Source organism: Zoogloea sp., from assembly GCF_041914405.1.
In the GTDB taxonomy this organism is placed as follows: domain Bacteria; phylum Pseudomonadota; class Gammaproteobacteria; order Burkholderiales; family Rhodocyclaceae; genus Zoogloea.
Genome location: NZ_JAYSDK010000001.1, coordinates 214,683 through 233,881, shown reverse-complemented (window position 1 = coordinate 233,881; position 19,199 = coordinate 214,683). Strand labels below are relative to the sequence as shown.

17 protein-coding genes are annotated in these 19,199 nt (G+C 66.2%); 6 read left to right on the top strand and 11 right to left on the bottom strand.

Translation table 11 applies throughout. The features are described 5' to 3' along the window. Positions 1–7: 7 nt before the first annotated feature. The 6 genes from ACE3RX_RS01015 to ACE3RX_RS00990 all read right to left on the bottom strand — a co-directional run bounded on the left by ACE3RX_RS01015 (position 8) and on the right by ACE3RX_RS00990 (position 5,699). Positions 8–604: a hypothetical protein gene (locus ACE3RX_RS01015; protein WP_374479377.1), complete on the bottom strand. Its 597-nt coding sequence runs from the start codon at positions 602–604 to the stop codon at positions 8–10. An 11-nt stretch (positions 605–615) separates the two neighbouring features. Continuing rightward, entirely contained in the window at positions 616–1,089 is a 474-nt protein-coding gene (locus tag ACE3RX_RS01010) for a DUF6644 family protein (RefSeq protein WP_374479375.1), read from the bottom strand. Between the two features lie 5 nt (positions 1,090–1,094). Then, positions 1,095–1,598 carry a DUF6644 family protein gene (locus ACE3RX_RS01005; RefSeq protein WP_374479373.1) on the bottom strand — a complete coding sequence of 168 codons (504 nt, stop codon included), beginning with the start codon at positions 1,596–1,598 and terminating at the stop codon, positions 1,095–1,097. Between the two features lie 18 nt (positions 1,599–1,616). Beyond that, complete coding sequence (locus tag ACE3RX_RS01000; protein WP_374479371.1) at positions 1,617–2,042, bottom strand: DUF6152 family protein; 426 nt, start codon at positions 2,040–2,042, stop codon at positions 1,617–1,619. Positions 2,043–2,108: 66 nt separating this feature from the next. After that, on the bottom strand, positions 2,109–4,964 hold the full coding sequence (locus ACE3RX_RS00995; protein ID WP_374479369.1) for a TonB-dependent receptor: 2,856 nt from the start codon (positions 4,962–4,964) through the stop codon (positions 2,109–2,111). A gap of 495 nt (positions 4,965–5,459) precedes the next feature. Beyond that, positions 5,460–5,699, bottom strand: coding sequence for a hypothetical protein (locus ACE3RX_RS00990; RefSeq protein ID WP_374479367.1), 240 nt, complete (start codon positions 5,697–5,699; stop codon positions 5,460–5,462). A gap of 263 nt (positions 5,700–5,962) precedes the next feature. On the opposite strand from ACE3RX_RS00990, the gene nfsB reads away from it, so the two are divergent. Then, positions 5,963–6,616 carry an oxygen-insensitive NAD(P)H nitroreductase gene (gene nfsB / locus ACE3RX_RS00985; RefSeq protein ID WP_374479365.1) on the top strand — a complete coding sequence of 218 codons (654 nt, stop codon included), beginning with the start codon at positions 5,963–5,965 and terminating at the stop codon, positions 6,614–6,616. 39 nt (positions 6,617–6,655) lie between these two features. Here the strand turns inward: nfsB and ACE3RX_RS00980 are convergent, their stop codons facing one another. Beyond that, entirely contained in the window at positions 6,656–7,807 is a 1,152-nt protein-coding gene (locus ACE3RX_RS00980) for a S1C family serine protease (protein WP_374479363.1), read from the bottom strand. A gap of 183 nt (positions 7,808–7,990) precedes the next feature. Here ACE3RX_RS00980 and ACE3RX_RS00975 point away from each other — a divergent pair, with 183 nt between their 5' ends. Then, a complete protein-coding gene (locus tag ACE3RX_RS00975; protein ID WP_374479361.1) occupies positions 7,991–8,422 on the top strand; it encodes an Hsp20/alpha crystallin family protein in 432 nt (143 codons plus the stop codon). 17 nt (positions 8,423–8,439) lie between these two features. Next, positions 8,440–8,820 (top strand): Hsp20/alpha crystallin family protein, encoded by a 381-nt coding sequence (locus tag ACE3RX_RS00970; protein WP_374479359.1) that lies wholly within the window; start codon positions 8,440–8,442, stop codon positions 8,818–8,820. A gap of 110 nt (positions 8,821–8,930) precedes the next feature. Here the strand turns inward: ACE3RX_RS00970 and ACE3RX_RS00965 are convergent, their stop codons facing one another. Beyond that, positions 8,931–9,569 (bottom strand): hypothetical protein, encoded by a 639-nt coding sequence (locus tag ACE3RX_RS00965; RefSeq protein WP_374479357.1) that lies wholly within the window; start codon positions 9,567–9,569, stop codon positions 8,931–8,933. Positions 9,570–9,814: 245 nt separating this feature from the next. Between ACE3RX_RS00965 and ACE3RX_RS00960 the strand changes: the two genes are divergently transcribed. Beyond that, complete coding sequence (locus tag ACE3RX_RS00960) at positions 9,815–12,082, top strand: response regulator (protein ID WP_374479355.1); 2,268 nt, start codon at positions 9,815–9,817, stop codon at positions 12,080–12,082. Between the two features lie 71 nt (positions 12,083–12,153). Here ACE3RX_RS00960 and ACE3RX_RS00955 read toward each other — a convergent pair whose 3' ends face one another. After that, positions 12,154–15,330 carry a response regulator gene (locus ACE3RX_RS00955; RefSeq protein ID WP_374479353.1) on the bottom strand — a complete coding sequence of 1,059 codons (3,177 nt, stop codon included), beginning with the start codon at positions 15,328–15,330 and terminating at the stop codon, positions 12,154–12,156. 247 nt (positions 15,331–15,577) lie between these two features. On the opposite strand from ACE3RX_RS00955, the gene ACE3RX_RS00950 reads away from it, so the two are divergent. Continuing rightward, a complete protein-coding gene (locus tag ACE3RX_RS00950; RefSeq protein WP_374479351.1) occupies positions 15,578–15,817 on the top strand; it encodes a hypothetical protein in 240 nt (79 codons plus the stop codon). A 62-nt stretch (positions 15,818–15,879) separates the two neighbouring features. Next, positions 15,880–16,326 carry an SRPBCC family protein gene (locus tag ACE3RX_RS00945; RefSeq protein WP_374479349.1) on the top strand — a complete coding sequence of 149 codons (447 nt, stop codon included), beginning with the start codon at positions 15,880–15,882 and terminating at the stop codon, positions 16,324–16,326. 75 nt (positions 16,327–16,401) lie between these two features. Here the strand turns inward: ACE3RX_RS00945 and ACE3RX_RS00940 are convergent, their stop codons facing one another. Both ACE3RX_RS00940 and ACE3RX_RS00935 read right to left on the bottom strand, forming a co-directional pair. Further along, the gene (locus tag ACE3RX_RS00940; protein WP_374479347.1) at positions 16,402–18,363 is read right to left on the bottom strand and encodes a hypothetical protein; all 1,962 of its coding nucleotides are present in this window, start codon (positions 18,361–18,363) and stop codon (positions 16,402–16,404) included. A 292-nt stretch (positions 18,364–18,655) separates the two neighbouring features. Further along, the gene (locus tag ACE3RX_RS00935) at positions 18,656–19,183 is read right to left on the bottom strand and encodes a phasin family protein (protein ID WP_374479345.1); all 528 of its coding nucleotides are present in this window, start codon (positions 19,181–19,183) and stop codon (positions 18,656–18,658) included. Between the last annotated feature and the right edge of the window lie 16 nt (positions 19,184–19,199).

Here is a 19,199-nt window from a genome sequence, read left to right as displayed (position 1 = left end):
GCCGCGCTTACTTGGTGGCGGGGGCTGGCGTACCCGCCAGCTCCGGTGGGCGCTTGTCGTTGGGGTACCAGAAGACCCGGTGGCAGGCCTCGCAGGCCTGGTCGATGGCACCGCCGGCGATGGTGAAGCGCTCTACGCTGCGCGCATCGATGGCGGCCAGCGCCTCCTCGGCGGCCTGCTGCAGGTGGCGCGCGTGGGCGACGAAGCGTGGGCGATCCTTGCCGATCAGCGCACCGATCTCCTCGGGCTTGAGGATGCCGGCGACGTGAGCGTCCTCCAGCTGCTTGCCGGGATGGGCGATCGGGCGGCCCTCGACGGCCAGCAGGTTGGCGGCCTCGGCGAGCTGGATTGCCAAGTGGCGGACTGCGCTCCAGTCTTCGTCGGTGCGCGGCTGCTTGTCCTCGACGCCCTTGGCGGTGACGGTGCTGGAGACGGACTCCCACAGGGCGTCGGCGCTGGGATCGACGATGGACTGCATGATTTCCTGGACCGACGCGGTCGGGCGGAAGGCCGGCTCGGCGGCCGCCTTCGGCGCATCGTCCCGGCAGCCGGCCAGGCCAATGGCGGCCAGCAGCGCGAGGGCGGATAGCGTGGGCTTGAACATGGCCGGGCGCCTCACACGAAACCGATGATGCGGCCGGCCAGCGCGGCGCCGAACCACGCGCCGAGGCCCAGCACAATGCTGACGCGGGCCCGCGCCGGCGACGGCTGGGCACTGCGGCTGACCGGGCCGAGCAGGAGCAGCTGGATCAGTACCGCGGCAGCCAGCAGCCCGAGCTTGGCGATGAACACCGGTTTGTAGAAATACAGCAGCGGGCTCGCCGAGAACATCAGGATGCCGCTCGCCACGGCCAGCGCCAGGCCGAGCCAGATCAGCCGGTTGGCCTCGCGGGCGACCGAGGGCAGCGGCTGGCGCCCGAAGGCCAGGCCCAGCACGCGCAGGCTGACCAGCGCGAGGGAGGCCAGCAGCAGCACGAAGCCGAGGACGTGGATGATCTGCAGTCCAGCGCCGACCAAGTGGTCGGCCTTGCTGACGGAGTGCGCGAAGGCGCTGTTCTGCAGGTCGGTGAGAAGTTCGCGGATGGGCATCGCAATTACCAGGCAGGAATGTAGGGAATCAGGCGGCCGCAGACGATCACCAGCGTCCACAGCACCAGCGAGGCCAGCCCGGCCAGCTGGGCGTTGGCCGGCAGGGCACCATGCTGGGCGTTCTGCACCGCCGGCTGGCGGGCGATGACGAACTCGAAATACAGCGCGTTGAGGCCGCCGAGCACGATGAAAGCCAGCTTGAACGGGAAGGGTGGGCTCGCCACCAGCGTCGCCGCCTCGGCCCAGAACAGCAGGCCGCCGGAGATGAAGATCGCCGCGAAGCCGCCCAGCACGTAGGGGCGCAGGTGGTGCAGCACGTCGTTGAGCGGCACGTGGCGCAGGAAGACGCCGAGCAGGCGCAGGTCGGTGAGGAAGATCAGCCCGACGGAGATCGACAGGCCGATCAGGTGGATGCCTTCGATGATCGGGAAGGCCAGCGACGATTCCGCGATGGCGACGCCGATGCGGGTGCCTTCAATGGACTGGGCAAGTTCAAGGAGGGAAGCCATGAGCAGGGGACTCGTGTCTTAGCGGGCCGCCGTCGGCGCGTCGCCGGCGCCGCCGGTGAAGAAGCTGCGCCCGTCGGCCAGGGTCACGCTGACCGCGTAGCCGAGTGGGCCACCGTTCTTGGCGCGGTAGCCCTTGATGCGGACTTCGGAGCCAACTGGCAGCTCGGTGCGGGTCAGGCCCTTCTGCTGCAGTGCCAGCGGTGTGCCGAACTCGGCGCCCCAGTTGGTCACGCTGCCGTCAGCGTTCTTCACGTCGAAATACAGCCAGCTGTGCGGATTGACCCATTTGGCCTTGGTGACGGTGCCTTTCAGGTCGATCGGCTGGTCGGCGTCGAATTCCGCAGCGAAGGCATGGTGGGCGTGGGCAGGGCCGGCGGCGGCCAGCAGCACGATGGTGGCCAGCGCGCCCAGGCGGGAGCGGGAGGGCTTGAACGGGGTGTGCATCGGATTCTCCTTTTTTCGGGGGAGCGCCCCTCTCCCGTGGGGAAGAGGGGTGGCGGGACGGAGGGGTCAGTACAGCGAGGCGCTGATGGTTACGCCGAACCAGCGCGGGATGCCCGGCTTGTAGCTGTTCCAGCTCGGCTGCAGGCTGGTGTCCTCGTTGAAGAGGTTCTTCACCACGAAGCTCACGTCGAACTTGTTGTCCTGGCGGCCGACGCCGATGGCCAGGTCCGCCACGCCAAAGCTCTTGGTCTTGCTGTAGCGGGACAGGGTCGGATCGGCGTAGTAGCTGCTCTGGAAGTTGTAGTTGAGGTTGGTGTGGAAGACCTTGTTGCCGAGGATCGGGTAGGAGAAGTCGCCGAACAGGTTGCCGCTGAACTTCGGTGCGCCGGCCAGGGTTTTGCCGCTGGCGTCGAAGTAGGGCTGGTTCGGGTCGCCGCCCAGCTCACCGGGGTTGGCGGCGAACTTGAAGTCCTTGTAGCGGGCGTCCGTGTAGGCGCCGGCGAAGCGCAGCGTGGTGTAGGGCAGGCCCGAATACACCACGTCCAGCTCCAGGCCCTTGGTCTGTACCTTCGGCACGTTGCCGAGGGCCGACAGGTAGGCCGGCAGGCCGTTGTTGTTGAGGCGGGTCTGCACCTCGTCGAACACATATACCGGCTGGATGTAGTTGCGGATGTTCTGCAGGAACAGCGCGCTGGTCACCGACAGGGTCTTGTTCAGGAAGAAGGACTTCAGCCCCACTTCGTAGGCATCGGTCTTCTCGGTGTCCGCCGGCACCGACTTGCCGCCCAGCACCGTGCCGCCGACGATCTGCGACACGCCGGCCTTCTCGCCGTGCTTCCAGGTGGCGAAGCCTGTGTGGGCGTTGTTGAAGCGGTAGGTGGAGCCCAGCTCGATGGTCGGCAGGGTTTCCAGGTAGGACTGGGCGATGGTGTTCTGGTACAGCGCGCCGATGCGGCCGGCACGGATCGCCTTGGCGGCGGCGACCTGCTTCTTCTGGTCCGCCGACAGGGCGCCGTAGGTGGCCACGCCGAAATACTTCTGCGCGACCAGGTCGGCCAGGGCCAGCTGGGCGGCGTTGTTTGACGCCGCCAGCACGCCGTTGGCGTTGTTGGCGAAGCCGTTGAGCTGCACGTTGTTGACCGAAGCCGGGTTGAGTTCGGCGCCGAAGCCGTTGGACTCGATGTAGCTGCTGCCCGAGGTCTTGCGCGATTCACGGCTCAGGCGCAGGCCGGCGCTGAGGCTCAGCTCCTTGGTCGCGTCCCAGATCAGGTTGGAGTAGGCCGCCTGGCTCTTGTTGTCGATGCGGTTGCGGACCTTGGTGATCAGGCCGTCGAGGGAGTTGAGCAGCAGGGCACGGCCGGCGGAGTCGGTGGCGTTGGGCAGCAGCGGATTGACCGGATCGAGCAGCGCGTACTGGGCCGCGTTGGCGTACCACGCGCCGCCGTCGGAGCCGTAGCGCTCGGTCTGGCTGGTGTTGGGGAACTGGCTCTGGAAGAAGTACAGGCCGCCCTGGTAGCGCAGCGTGTCGGTCAGCTTGCTGTCGAGGCGGATCTCCTGGCTCAGTTGCTTGTACTCGGTTTGCGTGCCGCGCGGCGCCCGCAGCCACTCGAACTGGGTGTGGGTGCCGGCGCCCTGGGAGAAGTCGTAGTCCCGGTAGCCGGTGATGAAGGTCAGCGTGTGCGCGTCGTTGAGCTTGTACTTCACGTCGGCGGTCACGCCCTTGGTGGCGTAGGTGTTGGGATACTCGCCGAGGGTGTTGATCTCCTTGGCGTAGTAGTCGGCCACCGTGTAGTCGGTCTTCTGGCCGAACCAGCGCCGGCTGATCTTGCCGAAGTTGTCCTCCGCGTAGTTCACCGGGATCGGCTGGCCGGCGGAATTGAGGCGGTCATAGTTGGCCGGCGTCTTCAGGCGGAAGGCGAAGCAGTTCTCGCAGATCTCGCGGCCCTTCGGCGTGAAGTCCAGTGACAGGCGGGCTTCCAGGTCCTTGTTGGGGGTCAGCAGGAACTGGCTGCGGATGTTCGTGCGGTCGGTGTTGCGCCACGAGTAGTGGCTGTCGTTCTTGTTGTCGTAGGGGCCTTCGGCGGTTTCCCGGTTGACGGTCAAGCGGTAGGCCAGCACGTTCTCCTGGATCGCGCCGCCGATCACCGCGGTGGCGATGGCGGTGTTCCGCTCGCCGTAGGTAACCGACGCGCGGGCCTCCGGCACGAAACTCGGCTTGCGGGTGTTGATGGAGACCCGGCCGACGTTGGAGGCGCGGCCGCCATCCACGCCGGTGGGGCCGCGGGTGACGTCCACCGACTCGATATCAAGGAAGTTGCCCAGCGCGGTGATCGAGCTGATGCCGTAACTCACCCCGTCCACATTTACGCCGACGCTGGGTTCCAGCACGCCGGCCCCGGCCGCCCAGCCCACACCGCGGATGAAGATCGACGCGGTATTGGGGTTCTGCCAGGACGTGCGCACGTTGCCGATGCGATTGACGATGTCGCGGAAGTTATTGACGTGGAATTTCTCCAGCTCCTCGCCGGTGATCACCGAGACGGACTTGGGGATTTCCTTCAGCTTGGTGTTCTTCACCGATACCGCTTCGAGCAGCAGCGCGTCGCCCTTGTTGGGAGCCAGCGGAATCGGCGGCGTGGTGGTGGCTTCGACGACGCTGGCTGCGGCCGTAGGCCTGGCCGTCGCTGCGCTGCCGGTGGCCTGCTGCTTCTGTTGTTCCAGAGCCTGGCGCAGGCGCTCGTTCTCGGCGGCGAGGCGCTTGTTCTCGGCCTGCACGTCACTCAGGGACTGGGCGTTGACCGGCAGCGCCGAGAACAGGGTCATGCCGGCGAAGAGGGCGGCAATCGGGGAAAGGCGGAAGCCGCGGTGACGGCTATTGATTCGTGCAGGGTCGTGTCGCCGGGGGATCCTGTGCTTGCTCATGAATGACGGGGCTCCGAATGTAAATAAATGTTCGAGAGCGTCAGCTTGAGCAAAGCCTATGCCAATGGCAGCTTGTTCTTATTGGTTCGTATTTCTATTGAAGTGGAAATTCGTTCCCAGATTAATTGATTTGTTATTAAATTAATGGTTTTAAAACAATATGTTGAAATTGAGTGCTGGGTCTTCCAGAGCGCCGCTGTGCCGTAGTGGAAGGTGTGGCCGGAAATTGACGGAAAATGGCACGAATCGAAGGTTTAAATAAACCAGGTGCCCTTACGTCAGCGGCGGACGGGAAAATGACGGGCTGTTTCAATTCCAGCACGGCTGATGTTTATTCAGCAGTCCATGTGCGTGGAATTGAATGGAGAAATGACGCCATTTGGCGCGCAGGCAATATCCCGTCACCGGATGGAGGTAGGGGAAATTGCTGCCGGCATTGCCTGGGAAGGGGTGCCGGCAGAAGGGCGTGCCCCCTCCGGGGGAGAGGCGCCCTGCTTACAGCGTCTGCTGGGTCAGGCGGCGGCCCTGCATCGCGTTTTCCTGCATCACCCGGGCGCGCGCCTTGTTGAGTTCGGACTGGCGTAGGCCGAAGGCATCGCGCTCGTCGGTACTGCTGCGGGCGGCCTCGATGGAGCGGATGCAGCGCCAGCGCTCGCCGCAGCGGGTCATGATCTTCTGCATCGATTCAGGGCGGTGGTAGGTCATGCAGTGGTAGCAATAGACTTTGGTCGTCACGGTCACCTCGTCACGGCTTGGCACATGAAATTGCACGCCCGGTCGAGGCGGGCGCGCCTCCAGACTCCAACGCCAGCATGCGCAGCGGAGGTTGCAGGGCGATGACAGCCCAGCACCACCGCATCCAGATCTTCCGCACGCAGCCTGTGTCTTCCATGAACTTCCGCGGCGTCCGGCCCTCTACAATGCGGCCGCGTCGCAAGCGCCCTCCCTCGCGCTGGCGGCGCTGCACCACAATCGAGAACGCAAGGACACGTACCCTCATGGATATCGCCCGCATCACCCAGACTCGCCACACCACCAAGGCCTTCGACGCCGAGCGCCAGATCCCCGAGAACCTCGTCGAGCAGCTGCGCGTGCTGCTGCGTAATGCCCCGTCGTCGGTCAATTCCCAGCCCTGGCATTTCGTCATTGCCGCCACGCCGGAGGCCAAGGCCCGCGTCGCGCAGGCCACCCAGGGCGGCTTCGCCTACAACGAGCCGAAGGTCCGCAAGGCCTCCCACGTGGTGGTGCTGTGCGCCCGCACCACGCTGGATGACGCCCACCTGTCGGCGGTGCTGGCCGCCGAGCAGGCCGACGGCCGTTTCGCCACCGACGAGGCCAAGGCCAACCAGGACAAGAGCCGGCGCTTCTACGTGAACCTGCACCAGACCGAGCTGCAGGATGAGCGCAGCTGGATCGAGCGCCAGGTCTACATCGCCCTCGGCACCCTGCTGCTCGGCGCCGCGGCGCTGGACATCGACGCCTGTCCGATGGAAGGCTTCGACGCCAAGGCGCTGGACGAGGCCCTCGGCCTCACCGAGCGCGGCCTCACCGGCGTGGTGCTGGTGGCCCTCGGCTACAGCGGCGCGGACGACTTCAACGCCAAGCTGCCCAAGTCGCGCCTGCCCGACGCGGCGCTGTTCACCGAGCTGTAATCGACACGGGGGCTGCGGCCCCCGTTTTTTCGCGGATGCTCAGCTGCCCGGCTGCAGCGTGACCGTCACCGACTGACGGTTGCGGCCGCGCAGGATCTCGATCGACACGCTGTCGCCGACCTTGAAGTCGTCGAGACGCGCCGCCAGGCGGGCCACCGAATCCACCGGCTTGCCTTCCACGGCGACGATGATGTCGCCCGGCACCAGGCTGCCGTCCGGGTTCTGCGTGATGCCCCGCAGCCCGGCCTGGTGGGCCGCGGAGCCATGCGGCACGCGCAGGATCACCACCCCTTCGACGCCCAGCCCGCGGGCGAGGCGCTGGTTAAGGCTCTCGTCGAGCTCCACGCCCAGCGCCGGGCGCAGGTACTTGCCGCTGTGGATCAGCTGCGGCACCACCCGCATCACCGTATCCACTGGGATCGAGAAGCCGATGCCCGCCGAGGTGCCGGACGGGCTGTAGATCGCGGTGTTGATGCCGATCAGGCGGCCGGCCGAGTCGAGCAGCGGGCCACCGGAGTTGCCGGGGTTGATTGCCGCGTCGGTCTGGATCAGGTGCTCGATCGATGGCCCCTCGTCGTCGCCCTGCAGGCTGCGGTCCAGCGCCGACACGATGCCGGTGGTCAGCGTCCAGTCCAGGCCGAAGGGATTGCCGATGGCGAAGACCTTCTGCCCGACCTTCAGGTCTGCGCTGGTGCCCACCGGCACCGGCGGTGGGCGCTTGAAGCCGACACCGATGCGCAGCACCGCGATGTCGTGGGCCGGGCTGGCGCCCACCAGCGCCGCCTGGTAGTCGCGCCCGTCGGCGAGGCGCACGGTGGCCTGCGAGGCGCCGCGGATGACGTGGAAATTGGTCACCACGTGGCCCGCGTCGTCCCAGATGAAGCCCGAACCCGTGCCGCGCGGCACCGACATCACGTTGCGGGTCCAGTTGTCGCGTACCAGTTGGGAGGTGGTGATGAACACCACGGAATTGCGCGCACGCTCGAACAGCTCGATGGTCGATTTCTCGTCGGCGGCCAGGTCGCCGCGGGGCGTTACGGTGCGCTCGCTGGCTTGCCGGGGGCTGAAGCCGGATTCCAGCGCCGGCATGAAATGCCATAGCAGCATCAGCGCGCCGACGCAGGCGGTGATGAGGAGCCAGCGCTGGACGAAGCGCTGCTGCTGGTGAAGGGGATCGTCGTCGTATCGCATGCTGGCTGCCCGTCGCTGTGACCTGTCACGGAACGTGAGGGCCGGCTCGGCTCGCACGCGCTAGCGCGAAAGATGGGGGATGCGGGCGTCAACTTCAAGGTCTTGAAATCGCCATGGTGCGCACTCAGCTATGGGGCATGGGCGCCCCGGCGCCGCCCTTTCCCCTACCTTCAGGAGGCTCGCATGTACTACCGATCCATGTTCCCCCGCGATCTGCTCGCCGAACTCGAGCGGCTGCAGCGGGAGGTGCCGCAGACCGTCGAACCCGGGCCGAGCATTCGCGGCCAGAAGCGCGGCTATCCTGCCCTCAACGTGGGTGGCACCCCGAATGCCGTGGAGATCTACGCCTTCGCGCCGGGTCTCGACCCGGCCACGCTGGACGTGCAACTGGAGAAGGGCATCCTGACCATTGCCGGCGAGCGCAAGGCGCCGGCCGTCTCCGAGCAGGCCACCGTGCATATCGGCGAGCGCTTTGCCGGGCGTTTCCGTCGCGTGGTGTCCCTGCCCGACGACATCGACCCCAATTCCATCGTCGCCAAGTACCGCGACGGCGTGCTGCACGTCAGCGTGCAGCGCCGTGAAGAAACCCAGCCGCGCCGCATCAGCATCCAGTAAGCCCCGGAGGACCGACCATGAGCGACACCAACCAAGCCCCCAAGAGCGCCGCCGCGACCCACGAGGACGCCGCGCTGCTGCCCCCCGTCGATGTGCTGGAGGACGCCGGTGGCATCACGCTGTATGCCGACCTGCCCGGCGTGCCGAAGGACCGCCTCAGCCTGCACGTGGAGGCCGACGTGCTGACCATCGATGGTGAAGTGGTGCTCGAAGCACCGGAGGGCATGGAGCTGACCCACACCGAGGTCGGCCTGCCGCGCTACCGCCGCCAATTCACGCTGTCGAAGGAACTCGACGCCGGCAAGGTGAAGGCCAGCTTCGAGCATGGCGTGCTGACCCTGCGCATTCCCAAGGCCGAGCACGCCCAGCCGCGGCGCATCGAGGTACAGGTGGTGTAAGGCTGTCGGCGGGGCAGGGCATGCACTTGTGGCTCCGCCCAAGCCCAATCCGAATCTCTGTGGGGGCGAATGAATTCGCCCCCACAGGCAAGGTGCCGGGAGGCCGGCCCTCAGTACACGCCGTAATTGAAGGCCAGTTCGATGCGCTGGCTGTGGCTGAGTCCTGCCAGCCCGACGAGGCGCTTGCCGTCGCTGCGCAGGCCGTAGCGACGCTCGATCTCGGCCAAGTAGCGGGACGCGCGGCGGAAGCGGCCTTCATAGGTGGCTACCGGCAACAGGTAGAGGTGGGACGTCCAGTACAGCTCGCCGGGCACCACCGGCAGGCCGCTGAGCTTGCGCGCGTAGTCGCTGACACGGGTGTTCGTGTAGATGACCAGCGCGTTGTAGCCCACGTCCTGAGCGAAGTCGTAACGCCGCCGGCGGTCAGGGATGAAGACGCTCCAGCCGTTCCGGGAGAAGGCGTGGGGCGCCACGTCCACCAGCTGCCCGTCCGGCGCCAGCCACACGGAATGGAAGGTGAAGCCGTGGGCGCCCTGCTGCGGCCCAGCGTGGGCTGGCAGGCTGTGCAGCCAGCCGAAACACTGGCGCCCGCCCGACGCCGCCACGGTATCGCGCACCACCGCATGGCAATACACGTCGCTACCGGCTGCCCCGGCGCCATGGTGGCGGACCCGCAGCGGTGTGCCGCCGGCAAAGTCGCGCAGGCGCTGGTCGACGACGGGCGGCAGCAGGGCGGCGGACGGAGCCATGACGGTGGAGCGATTGAACGGGGGGCGGAAGTTAGCATGCACTATCGCGCCGCTTCCACTGTGCCGGCCAGATATCTTCGTGCCCGGTCTTTTCTCGCGCGGCGGCGTCGAACATCCCTTGCACGATGTGCAATATCGGCGGGTAAATAAAGGATACACACGGCGTGGCGGCGTGCATGGGGTTGACCGGGGCGTTATGATCGCTCGGACACGTCATCCCGAGACTCCCCGTCCCCGTCGATCCCATGCGGACCCCTGTGCCGTCGTCCGAAGTGCCGAAGTGCGCTGCCCCCTCTGCTGCTGCCGACGAGCACCCGGAAGGGGGGGCGGTGGCGCGCCCGGGAGGCCCGCGGGCCGCCACCGGGTGGTCCTGTTGCAAGTCCCTCGGTGGCTTCCTGGTTTTCGCCGTTGGCGTGCTGTTGCTGCTCGGTTTCTTCCTGGCGGAGAGCTACCAGGGCCAGACCCGGCTGGCGACCGCCAACGCGCGGAACCTCGTCGAGGTGCTGGAGGCGCGCCTGGATGTGTCCCTGCGGCGTACCGAGACGACCCTCGCCGCCCTAGCGGCGGAGGTCCCCGTCGAGGCCCTCGATCTCTCCGCCCGGGAGCGCTACGCGCCGGACCTGCACCGCAAGCTCGCCGCCTGGGCCCAGCATTTTCCCGAGATCAGCGGGCTACGCCTGATAGACCGGGACGGCAACGTGCTGTACCTGTCCGAGAGTCTCGCCACGGGTACGCCGCCGAGCGCACGGGGGCGCAGCTATTTCGAGGTGCTGAAGCAGCATCCGGAGCACCCGTTGTTCTTCTCCGAGGTCAGTGTCGGGCGCATCAGCCACCGGCCGCAGCTCTTCGCCGCGCTGCCGGTCCGCGATGCCCAGGGGCGTTTTGCCGGTGCGGCGATGGCCCCGCTTGAACTCGACTACCTGTCCACGCTGGTGCACGCCATCGATCTCGGCCTGCATGGGGTCGTCACCTGGCGGCGCAGCGATGATGCGCGGCTGGTGATGCGCATTCCGCCGCGGCCAGAGGCCGTTAACCACGCGCTCTCCGGCAATCCGATGCACGCGCGTATCGAGCAGGGTGACCGGGAAGGGATCATCCGCTTCCAGGCCGCACTCGATGGGCAGGAGCGCATCTACGCGTACAAGCGGGTCGGCGCCTATCCCTTCTATGTGGCGGTGGGGCTGGCGACGGTCGATTTCCTTGCCGAGTGGTGGCGGACGGCCTTGATCGCGACGGTGTCGACGGTGGCCTGCCTGGCACTGCTGGCGGTGCTGCTGTGGCGCCAGGCTCGCTACCGGCAGGATCTGGAGCTTACGGTGGCCCGCCGTACCGAGGAGCTGCTGCAGGCCACCCGGGCCGCGGAAGGCGCCAACCTGGCCAAGAGCGCCTTCCTGGCCAACATGTCCCACGAGATCCGAACGCCGCTCAATGCGATCATCGGCATGGCGCACCTGCTGCGCCGCGGCGGCCTGAATGTCCGCCAGACCCAGCAGCTCGGCAAGCTGGAGGCGGCGGGTGTTCATCTGCTGCACATCATCAATGCGGTGCTCGAACTGAGCAAGATCGAAGCGGGCAAGCTCAGCATGGATGAGGTGCCGCTCCATCTGGAACGCATCGTCGACGGGGTGGCGGACCTGATCCGCGGGCAGGTCGACGAGCGCCATCTGCGCCTCGACGTGCAACTGCAGCTACCGGCCTGTGCGCTACTGGGGGACGCGACCCGCCTGCAGCAGGCTTTGCTGAACTACGCCAACAACGCGGTGAAGTTCACCGAGGCCGGCGCCATCACGCTGCGCATCGAGACGCTGGAAGAGGATGCGCATAGCGTGCTGCTGCGCTTCGTCGTTGCGGACAGCGGCATCGGCATCGCGCCGGAAGCCATGCCGCGTCTGTTCAACCTGTTCGAGCAGGCCGACAACAGCATGACGCGCAAGTATGGCGGGACCGGCCTCGGGCTGGCGATCACCCGCAAGATCGCCCAGCTGATGGGCGGTGAGGCCGGCGCCAGCAGCATGCCGGGGCAGGGCAGCACGTTCTGGTTCACCGCCCGCCTGCGCAAGGGCGGGCAGGCCTTGTCCGTCAGCACGCTGCACGCCGAGGAGAGTGCGGAAGAGTGCCTGGCGGCCCGCCATCAGGGGCGCCGCGTCCTGCTGGTGGAGGACGAGCCGGTCAATCGGGAGATCATGCTGAGCCTGCTCGGCGATGTGGGGTTGCTGGTGGATGCCGCCGAGGACGGCGTGCAAGGGCTGGACATGGCCGCCGCCACCGACTATGCCCTGATCCTGATGGACATGCAGATGCCCGGGATGGACGGTCTCGAAGCCACGCGCCGCATCCGTGCGTTGCCCGGTGGGCGGAAGGTGCCGATCCTTGCGCTCACCGCCAACGCCTTCGCCGAAGACAAGGCCCGCTGCCTGGAGGCCGGCATGAACGATTTCATCGCCAAGCCGGTGACACCGGAGCTGCTGTTCGCGCTGTTGAATCGCTGGCTGTCGGAGACTGCGCTGAGCTGAGACTGCGGTCGGAACGCGCGGGGGGTGAGGCCCGCGGACGAATCGTCTCCCAACAGGGAGGCCGCGGTCGGCTACAACGGGACCAGCTCTTCGACCCGCTCCAGTCCTTCGGTGACCTGTCCGAGCCGCTCCACCGTCTGGGCCAAGTGCGCCGCGGTGAGTCCGCCGTCCTTGTTGCCCGCAGCGGCCTCCAGGGCTGCGGCGGCTTCGCCGAGATCGTAGGCGCCCAGGGTACGGGCGATGCCTTTAAGGGTATGGGCGAGCCGGACCTGGGTGCCCCAGTCGCCAGCGGCCATGGCCTGGGCAAAGTTGGGCTCGAAGGTCTTGCCGTGGGTGTCCCGGAATTTGGCCAGCAGGCGACACAGGGATTTCATCTTGCCGACATAGGTCAGGCCGACCGCCACGTCGATCCCGGGCAGTTCCGGATAGTGCGCGGCAGGCGTCTCGTCCTCGGCGAGCGTGGCGGCAGCGATGCGCTCGGGGGGCAGCTGGGCGGCGATCTCGTCGAACAGCACATCCATGCAGATCGGCTTCGCCACGTGAGCGTTCATCCCGGCCTGTCGGCAGGCCTCCTTTTCGTCGGCCATGGTGTTGGCGGTCAGGGCGATGATCGGCAGGTCCTGGCAGTCGGGGTTCTGCCGCAACAGGCGGGTTGCCGTGAAGCCGTCCATCACCGGCATCTGCACGTCCATCAGGATCAGGTCGGGGCGCTGGCTGGCCACGACCTCCAGCGCCTCCTTGCCATTGGCCGCAAAGCGGACCGCCAGGCCGACGTTGCCCAGTAGTTCGCCGATGATCTCCCGATTGATTTCCACGTCCTCGACGACCAGGATGTCCAGCCCCTGGAAGCGCGACCAGGGCCGGGTGGTGGCGCCACGCCGCTCGATGACCGGTGCGCCCTGTTCCGGAAAGCCGAGGCTGTTGGCGATCTCGACATACAAGTGGCGGGCGCTGACCGGTTTGGCCAGCAGGCCGTCGATCTCGCCGGCGACGGCATCGAGCTCCTTGTGGTGGCTGAAGGCGGTGACCAGCAGCATCGGCGGGCATTTCATCTGCCGGGCGCCGTAAACCGCCTTCAGACGGCGGATCGTCTCGATGCCGTCCATCCCCGACATGCGCCAATCGACGAGACACAGCAGGTAGTCGGGCGGCGCTGCCGCGTCCAGGCGGGCCAGAATCTCGTCGCCGCTACTGGCGAGCTCGACCTGCAAGCCCAGCTGCCTGCACAGATGGGCATGGATGTGCTGTGCCACCGGGTTGTCGTCGATCACCAGCACCGGTCGGGCGGCATGGGCGGCCAGCTGTTGCCCGAAGTCCCCGATGCCGCGCCGGCGATCGGGGCCGAGAGCCTTGAAGCGTGCCGTGAAGTGGAAGGTGCTGCCGGCCCCGAGGGTGCTTTCGACCCAGATCCTGCCGCCCATCAGCTCGACGAGCTGGCGACAGATGGTCAGGCCGAGGCCGGTTCCGCCATAGCGGCGAGTGGTCGAGGAGTCGGCCTGGGTGAAGGGGCAGAATAGCCGCGCCGCCTGTTCCTCGCTGAGGCCGATGCCTTCGTCGCTGACCGAGAAATGCAGTTCGACCTCGTCCTGTTCCACCGGGCCGGCCAGCGCCGCCACGATCACGTTGCCGCCGGTGGAGAACTTGAGGGCGTTCGATACCAGATTGGTCAGGATCTGGCCGAGCCGCAGAGCGTCGCCTTCGAGCAGCCGGGAGTCGTCGTCGATGTCGTAGTGCAGTTCGATGCCCTGTTCCTCGGCACGCAGCGCGACGATGCCGGAGAGCTGCTCGAATACCGCTTCGAGCACGAACGGGGCGCGTTCGAGGTCCAGCTTGCCCGCTTCGATCTTCGAGAAATCGAGGATGTCGTTGATGATGGTAAGCAGGCTCTCCGAGGCGGCCCGGATCTTGCCGATGTAGTTGGCCTGCCGTGGGCTCAGATAGGTCGCCAGCGCCAGGTCGGCCATGCCGATGATGGCGTTCATCGGGGTCCTGATCTCGTGGCTCATGTTGGCCAGGAAGGCACTCTTGGCGGTGTTCGAGCGGAGGGCGTCCTGGCGCGCGCTATCGAGTTCGGCCATCAGGCGATGGCTGCGGGTAACGTCGCGGGCGATGCCGAGCACGCCGATCAGGCGGCCGGAGTCGTCGTACATCGGCGTCTTGATGGTCTCCAGCATTTCCTGGTGGCCGTCGTCCTGGTAGGTCACCGTCTCTTCGTTGACGCAGGGCTGGCCGCGCTCGATGGCATATAGGTCGTGCTGCCGGAAGGCGTTGGCCTGTTCGGTCGGGAGAAAGTCGTGATCGGTCTTGCCGATGATCTCGCTTTCGGAGGCTCCGAGAAGACGTTCGAACTTGTTGTTGCAGGTGATGAAGACCCCTTGGGGATCCTTCAGCCAGACCAGGTCGGGCAGGGTGTTGATCAGCGTGCGCAGCTGCCGGCGCTCCTGTTCGAGCAGGGTGATGGATTCCTTCAGCCTGTCCTTCATGTGCAGGATCGAGGAGGCGAGGCTGTGCTCGTCGCCGTAGGCGACGTCCACCTCCACGCTCAGATCCCCCATCGCGATCTGATGGGCCACCTGCTGCATGGCGACCGGCTCGCCCCCCAGGCGGCGCAGGATGGAGCGGGCGCTCACCAGCATCATGCCCCCTGCCAGCAGTACGCCGCCGATGGTCAGCACGCCGACCAGCAGGCGGACGCGGGTTGCCGTCAGATACAGGTTGTTCGACGTCTGGTCGGCGAAGGCCGAGGCGATCTTCACCGTTGCATCGACGGTGGCCCGATGGGCTTCATAGCGCTCCAGCAGCGTCCGCTGGAGTTCGGCGGCTTCGGCCGTATCGTCGCGCTGGAGGGCGGCGACATAGTCGTCGAACAGGAAGCGCCAGTAGGCGTCGGCCGTGCGCTTCTGGGTTGCCAGCAGCGCGTCCCGGAGCTCGGGGCTGAGCGCCTGTTGTGCCCAATAGGTGTTGCGCTCGTCGTACTTTCGCTTGAGGGAGGACAGCTTGCCCAGCAGCGGAGGGCGCTCTGCCGCACGGGCCTGCCCGAGTTGCAGGGCCGTCAGCTGGGCCTCGATGACGTACAGCGGCGGTGGCAGCACATCGGCAATGACATCCTTGCCCTGGGCCATGCCGTGGGCAGCGTCGATGATCGATTGCGTCGCGCTCCAGACGATGATGACCAGGCCCGCGAAGAGGGCGCACACCACGGCCGCGACGACGAGCAACTGCTTTTTTACATTGAGCGATTGGAACACCGTTCCTCCCTTGGTTCTGCCGGGAGCGGGGCGTTATCGCCGCCGCGGCTGCGTATTGTTTCCGATTCCGGTGGCAGTGAGGGAGACAGGGGCACGGGGCGCGTGCTTTGTGACCATTTGACACACCTGGCGCTGCCGTTGCCGGGTGGGGAGCGGGGGGCCGTTCGCCAACTATACTGCAGCGCTGGAGTCATGCGCGCTGGCGGGTATGCTTGGCGCCTTGTGTCCTTGAGCGGAGTACGCTGCGATGTTCATCGAGTCTCCCGACCAGGTTCCGCTGCGCGAACTGGTCACCGCGGCCGGTGATGCCTTCCTGGTGCCTGAACTCATCCTGCGGGTGGATGACGAATCCCTGCGTGGCTGGCAGTTGCGTTACGGTGACTGGACGGATTATCCCGATCGGCCCGGCGGGCGGGAGGGCGTGGAACAGGCGCTGCAGGCTGCGGTCCTCGACATGCGTTTCCGCATCGAAACCCTGGGGAAATAGGCCAGGTGGCGCCGGCTCGACCGGAGCGTCCCTTGGCCGTGCCCTCTTTGCCAGGAGTAGCCATGAGCACCCATACCGTCCGCCTCCATCGGGTTCTGCGCGCACCGCCGGAGCGCATCTACCGGGCCTTTGTCGATCCCGCCGCGATGGCCAAGTGGCTGCCGCCCCATGGCTTCACCGGCACCGTCCACCAGTTGGATGCACGGGTTGGCGGTACCTACCGCATGTCCTTCACGAACCTGGGCAGCGGGCACAGCCATGCCTTCGGCGGCACCTACCTGGAGTTGGAGCCGGCTGCGCGGCTGCGCTACACAGGGCTCTTCGACGACCCCAACCTGCCCGGCGAGATGCAGACCACGGTCGTACTCAGTCCGGTGTTCTGTGGCACCGAGCTGAACATCGTGCAGGAAGGCATCCCTGAGATCATCCCGGTACAGGCTTGTTACCTGGGTTGGCAGGAATCGCTGCAGCTGCTCGCCCAGTTGGTCGAGCCCGAGATTCCGGGCTGAGGCGGGGCGGCAAGATGCAAAAAGGGGCGCATTGCGCGCCCCTTATGCCGACCGATAGCAGGCAATAGCCGGGTCTCAGTCTCCCTTCGGACCGTTGTGGCAGTTGTAGCAGCCGACCTTGGTGCCGGCGGCCAGCGTGTAGGCCTTGCTGTCGTGGGTGAAGGTCTTGGCGATTTTCACCTGGGACAGCGGGCTGCCACGGTAGTCACTGCCGTGGCAGGCGGTACAGGACGACGCGCCGCCCGATTCGACCATGTCGCCATGGGCGTCGACCCAGCTCTGGCCGATGGTGTGCATACCGTGGGGGCCACCGTTCTTCGTCAGCGGAACCTTGGCGTGGCATACCGTGCATTCGGTGATCGTGCCGGCGTAGCCCTGGATGGCCTTCGACTGCAGCAGGTCGTTGTCGTGGCTGTTCGCCCAGGTCTGGTTCTTCGACGAGTACTCGGCGTGGGTGGAGCCGTGGCAGGCCTCGCACTGGTTCTTGCCGTGGCCGACGCTGAAGCGGAACAGGGAGAAGCCGGTCTTCGGCGTGTTGGCGTTGGTGGCGAAGCGGGCGTCGGTGACCACGCGCAGCGCGCCGGTCGTTACGTCGGTGACGGCCGTCGTTTCACGCTTGCCGTCGTGGTGACAGGACTGGCAGTTGGGCTGTTGCAGCCAGCCGACCCGGCTGGCCTTGCCGACCGCGCCCATGTTGCCGTGGCAGCTCTGGCAGTCGAGGCCCGGGGTTTCGCTCATGGCGCCGCGCAGGCACTTGGTGACGGAGCCCGGGTGGCACTGGTAGCAGGAGTCCCGGTTGCCGATGCTGTCCAGCGCGACCTGCTTGAGCGGATCCTTCACCTGGCCGTGCATGCGGTGCATCGCCGAGGTGAGGGCGGAGATCTTCACGCTCTGGCCGTTGGCCGTGACGGTGAAGCCCGGTGAGGCGAGGGCGTTGGATCCGTGGCAGGAGGCGCACAGGGTTGGCGTGCCCTGGTCGGCCCGCTGGGCGAGGCCGCCGCTGGCCACCGGTTGCAGCTTGAGCAGGGCCGCCTGATAGACCGGGTCGTTGGCGTGCTTGTCGTCGTGCAGGCGCAGCACGTTTTTCTTCCAGTCCTTTTCCGGGTCAGCGCTGTAGTTGGCCCAGCCGCGCACGGGAGGCTTGGCCGCGTCCTTGTTGGAATTGCTGGCGTGGCAGCTGATGCAGGTCATCTCGTCGGAGACCGGCAGCACCGTTTGGGTGGTGGCCAGCACGGTGCCGCTGCTGTTCTTGGCGACGACCTTCACCATCGGGTAGTAATTCTTGTTGTAGCCGCTGCTGGTCAGCGTGTCGTCGTAGGGCAGGATCGGTAGGCCTTCGGCCTCGTACCAGCTCTGCACCAGGTTGTAGCTCATCGCGGCCGGCTGGGTGCTCGGCGTCGGGTTGCTGACCGTCGGGTCGTTGAGGTTGAGGCCGCGGTTGGGCGCCGGCGCGCCGCCGTACAGAGCTTTGACGTACTGCCAGAAGTTGGTCTTGTTGGCCGAGGAGGTGTTGATGGAGCCCGACGGGTCGCGCATCGCCTCATAGGTCAGCGTCACGCCGGAGGTGACCTGCTTGCCGTACTGGCGGTCGATCAGCTGGGCGTGCAAGTTGTTGTAGGGCGGCAGGATCGACATGATCGAGTAGTCCTTGCCGTCCACGCAGTGCATGCCCAGGTCGTTCCAGGCCAGCAGCGCGTAACGGGACGCGAAGCTGCCGGTGGTGGTGGTCGTGCTGCTGCTCTGGGTGGTGATGCTTGTCGACGAAACCGAGTTGGTGCCGAGGAAGGGATTGGTGGTGTCGGACCAGTTGCCATTGGCGCTGTCGTCGCTGCGTCTGGAGCTCGTCTTGGTCGTGCTGCCCGTGGCCTTGGTGCTGCGCTCCGAGGTCTGAACCTGTTGCGTGCCGGAACTGGGGAGCAGCTTTTGCAGCCAGTCGGAGTCGGCATAGGCCAGTCCGCCCAGCACGCTGGCAGAGAGGAGCGTCAGTGTGATGCCGAGGCGCCGCTTGCGCCTCGCAGGTGGATTCGTCGTGTGCATGGATGTTCCCGCCTTTGGCTGGTTGGATCACAGTGGATTCGAACGGGCTTGTGGCGGCGCACGACGGGGTCGTGCCTTCAGCGTTCAAGCCTTCTTGTCAGCTGAAGTCATGTGAAAAAAACATCCCTGCAGAGGAAATCAATACCATGACATCAGTGTGGTATTGATTTTAGGTGGGTACTCAATTTGGTTCAATCGTAATTACAAATATTCTTATATTCTAAATATTTGGTAACAACCTGAGCTGGCAAGTGAAGCCCGGGGCCCACTTGCCGTTCATCATCAGGCGCGCTCAGGAGCGTTTGCGGGCCGGCTGCCGTGGCAGGCTGGCATCCGCCTGTTTGGCCATGTCGAGCATCGCATCGCGGGACTTGATGGCCGCGCCGAGCATGCTGCGGACCATTTCATCGACGATCGCCGGGCCGGCCGCCAGCATCGAGGGTGGCGCGGCCTGCGTCTCGCCCGGCTTGTTGGCGCCGAGATTCAACAGTTCGACCATCTCATGCTGGTTGGCGGCGACCACCTCGTTGAAATCGCCGGCGTAGCCAATCACCTGCTCGATGAAGTGCTCGGTCAGGGCGACCTGGGCTTCGCTCCAGCTCTGCAGGTCGCGGGCCCTGGCGAGCGTCTGGACTGTCTCCAGATTGCCCGCCATCAGCGACTGGGCCGCCTTGAGGTTGAGTGAGACCAGACGCTGGGCGCACACGAATGTGCTTTGGTAGAAGGACATCAGGTCGTTGAGCCTGCTGGCGCCAGCAGGCGCGTAGAAGTTCTGCAGCGGGAACATGGGCACCTCACCGATGTGGTCGTGGGAACCCATACGCTACGCGCTTCGC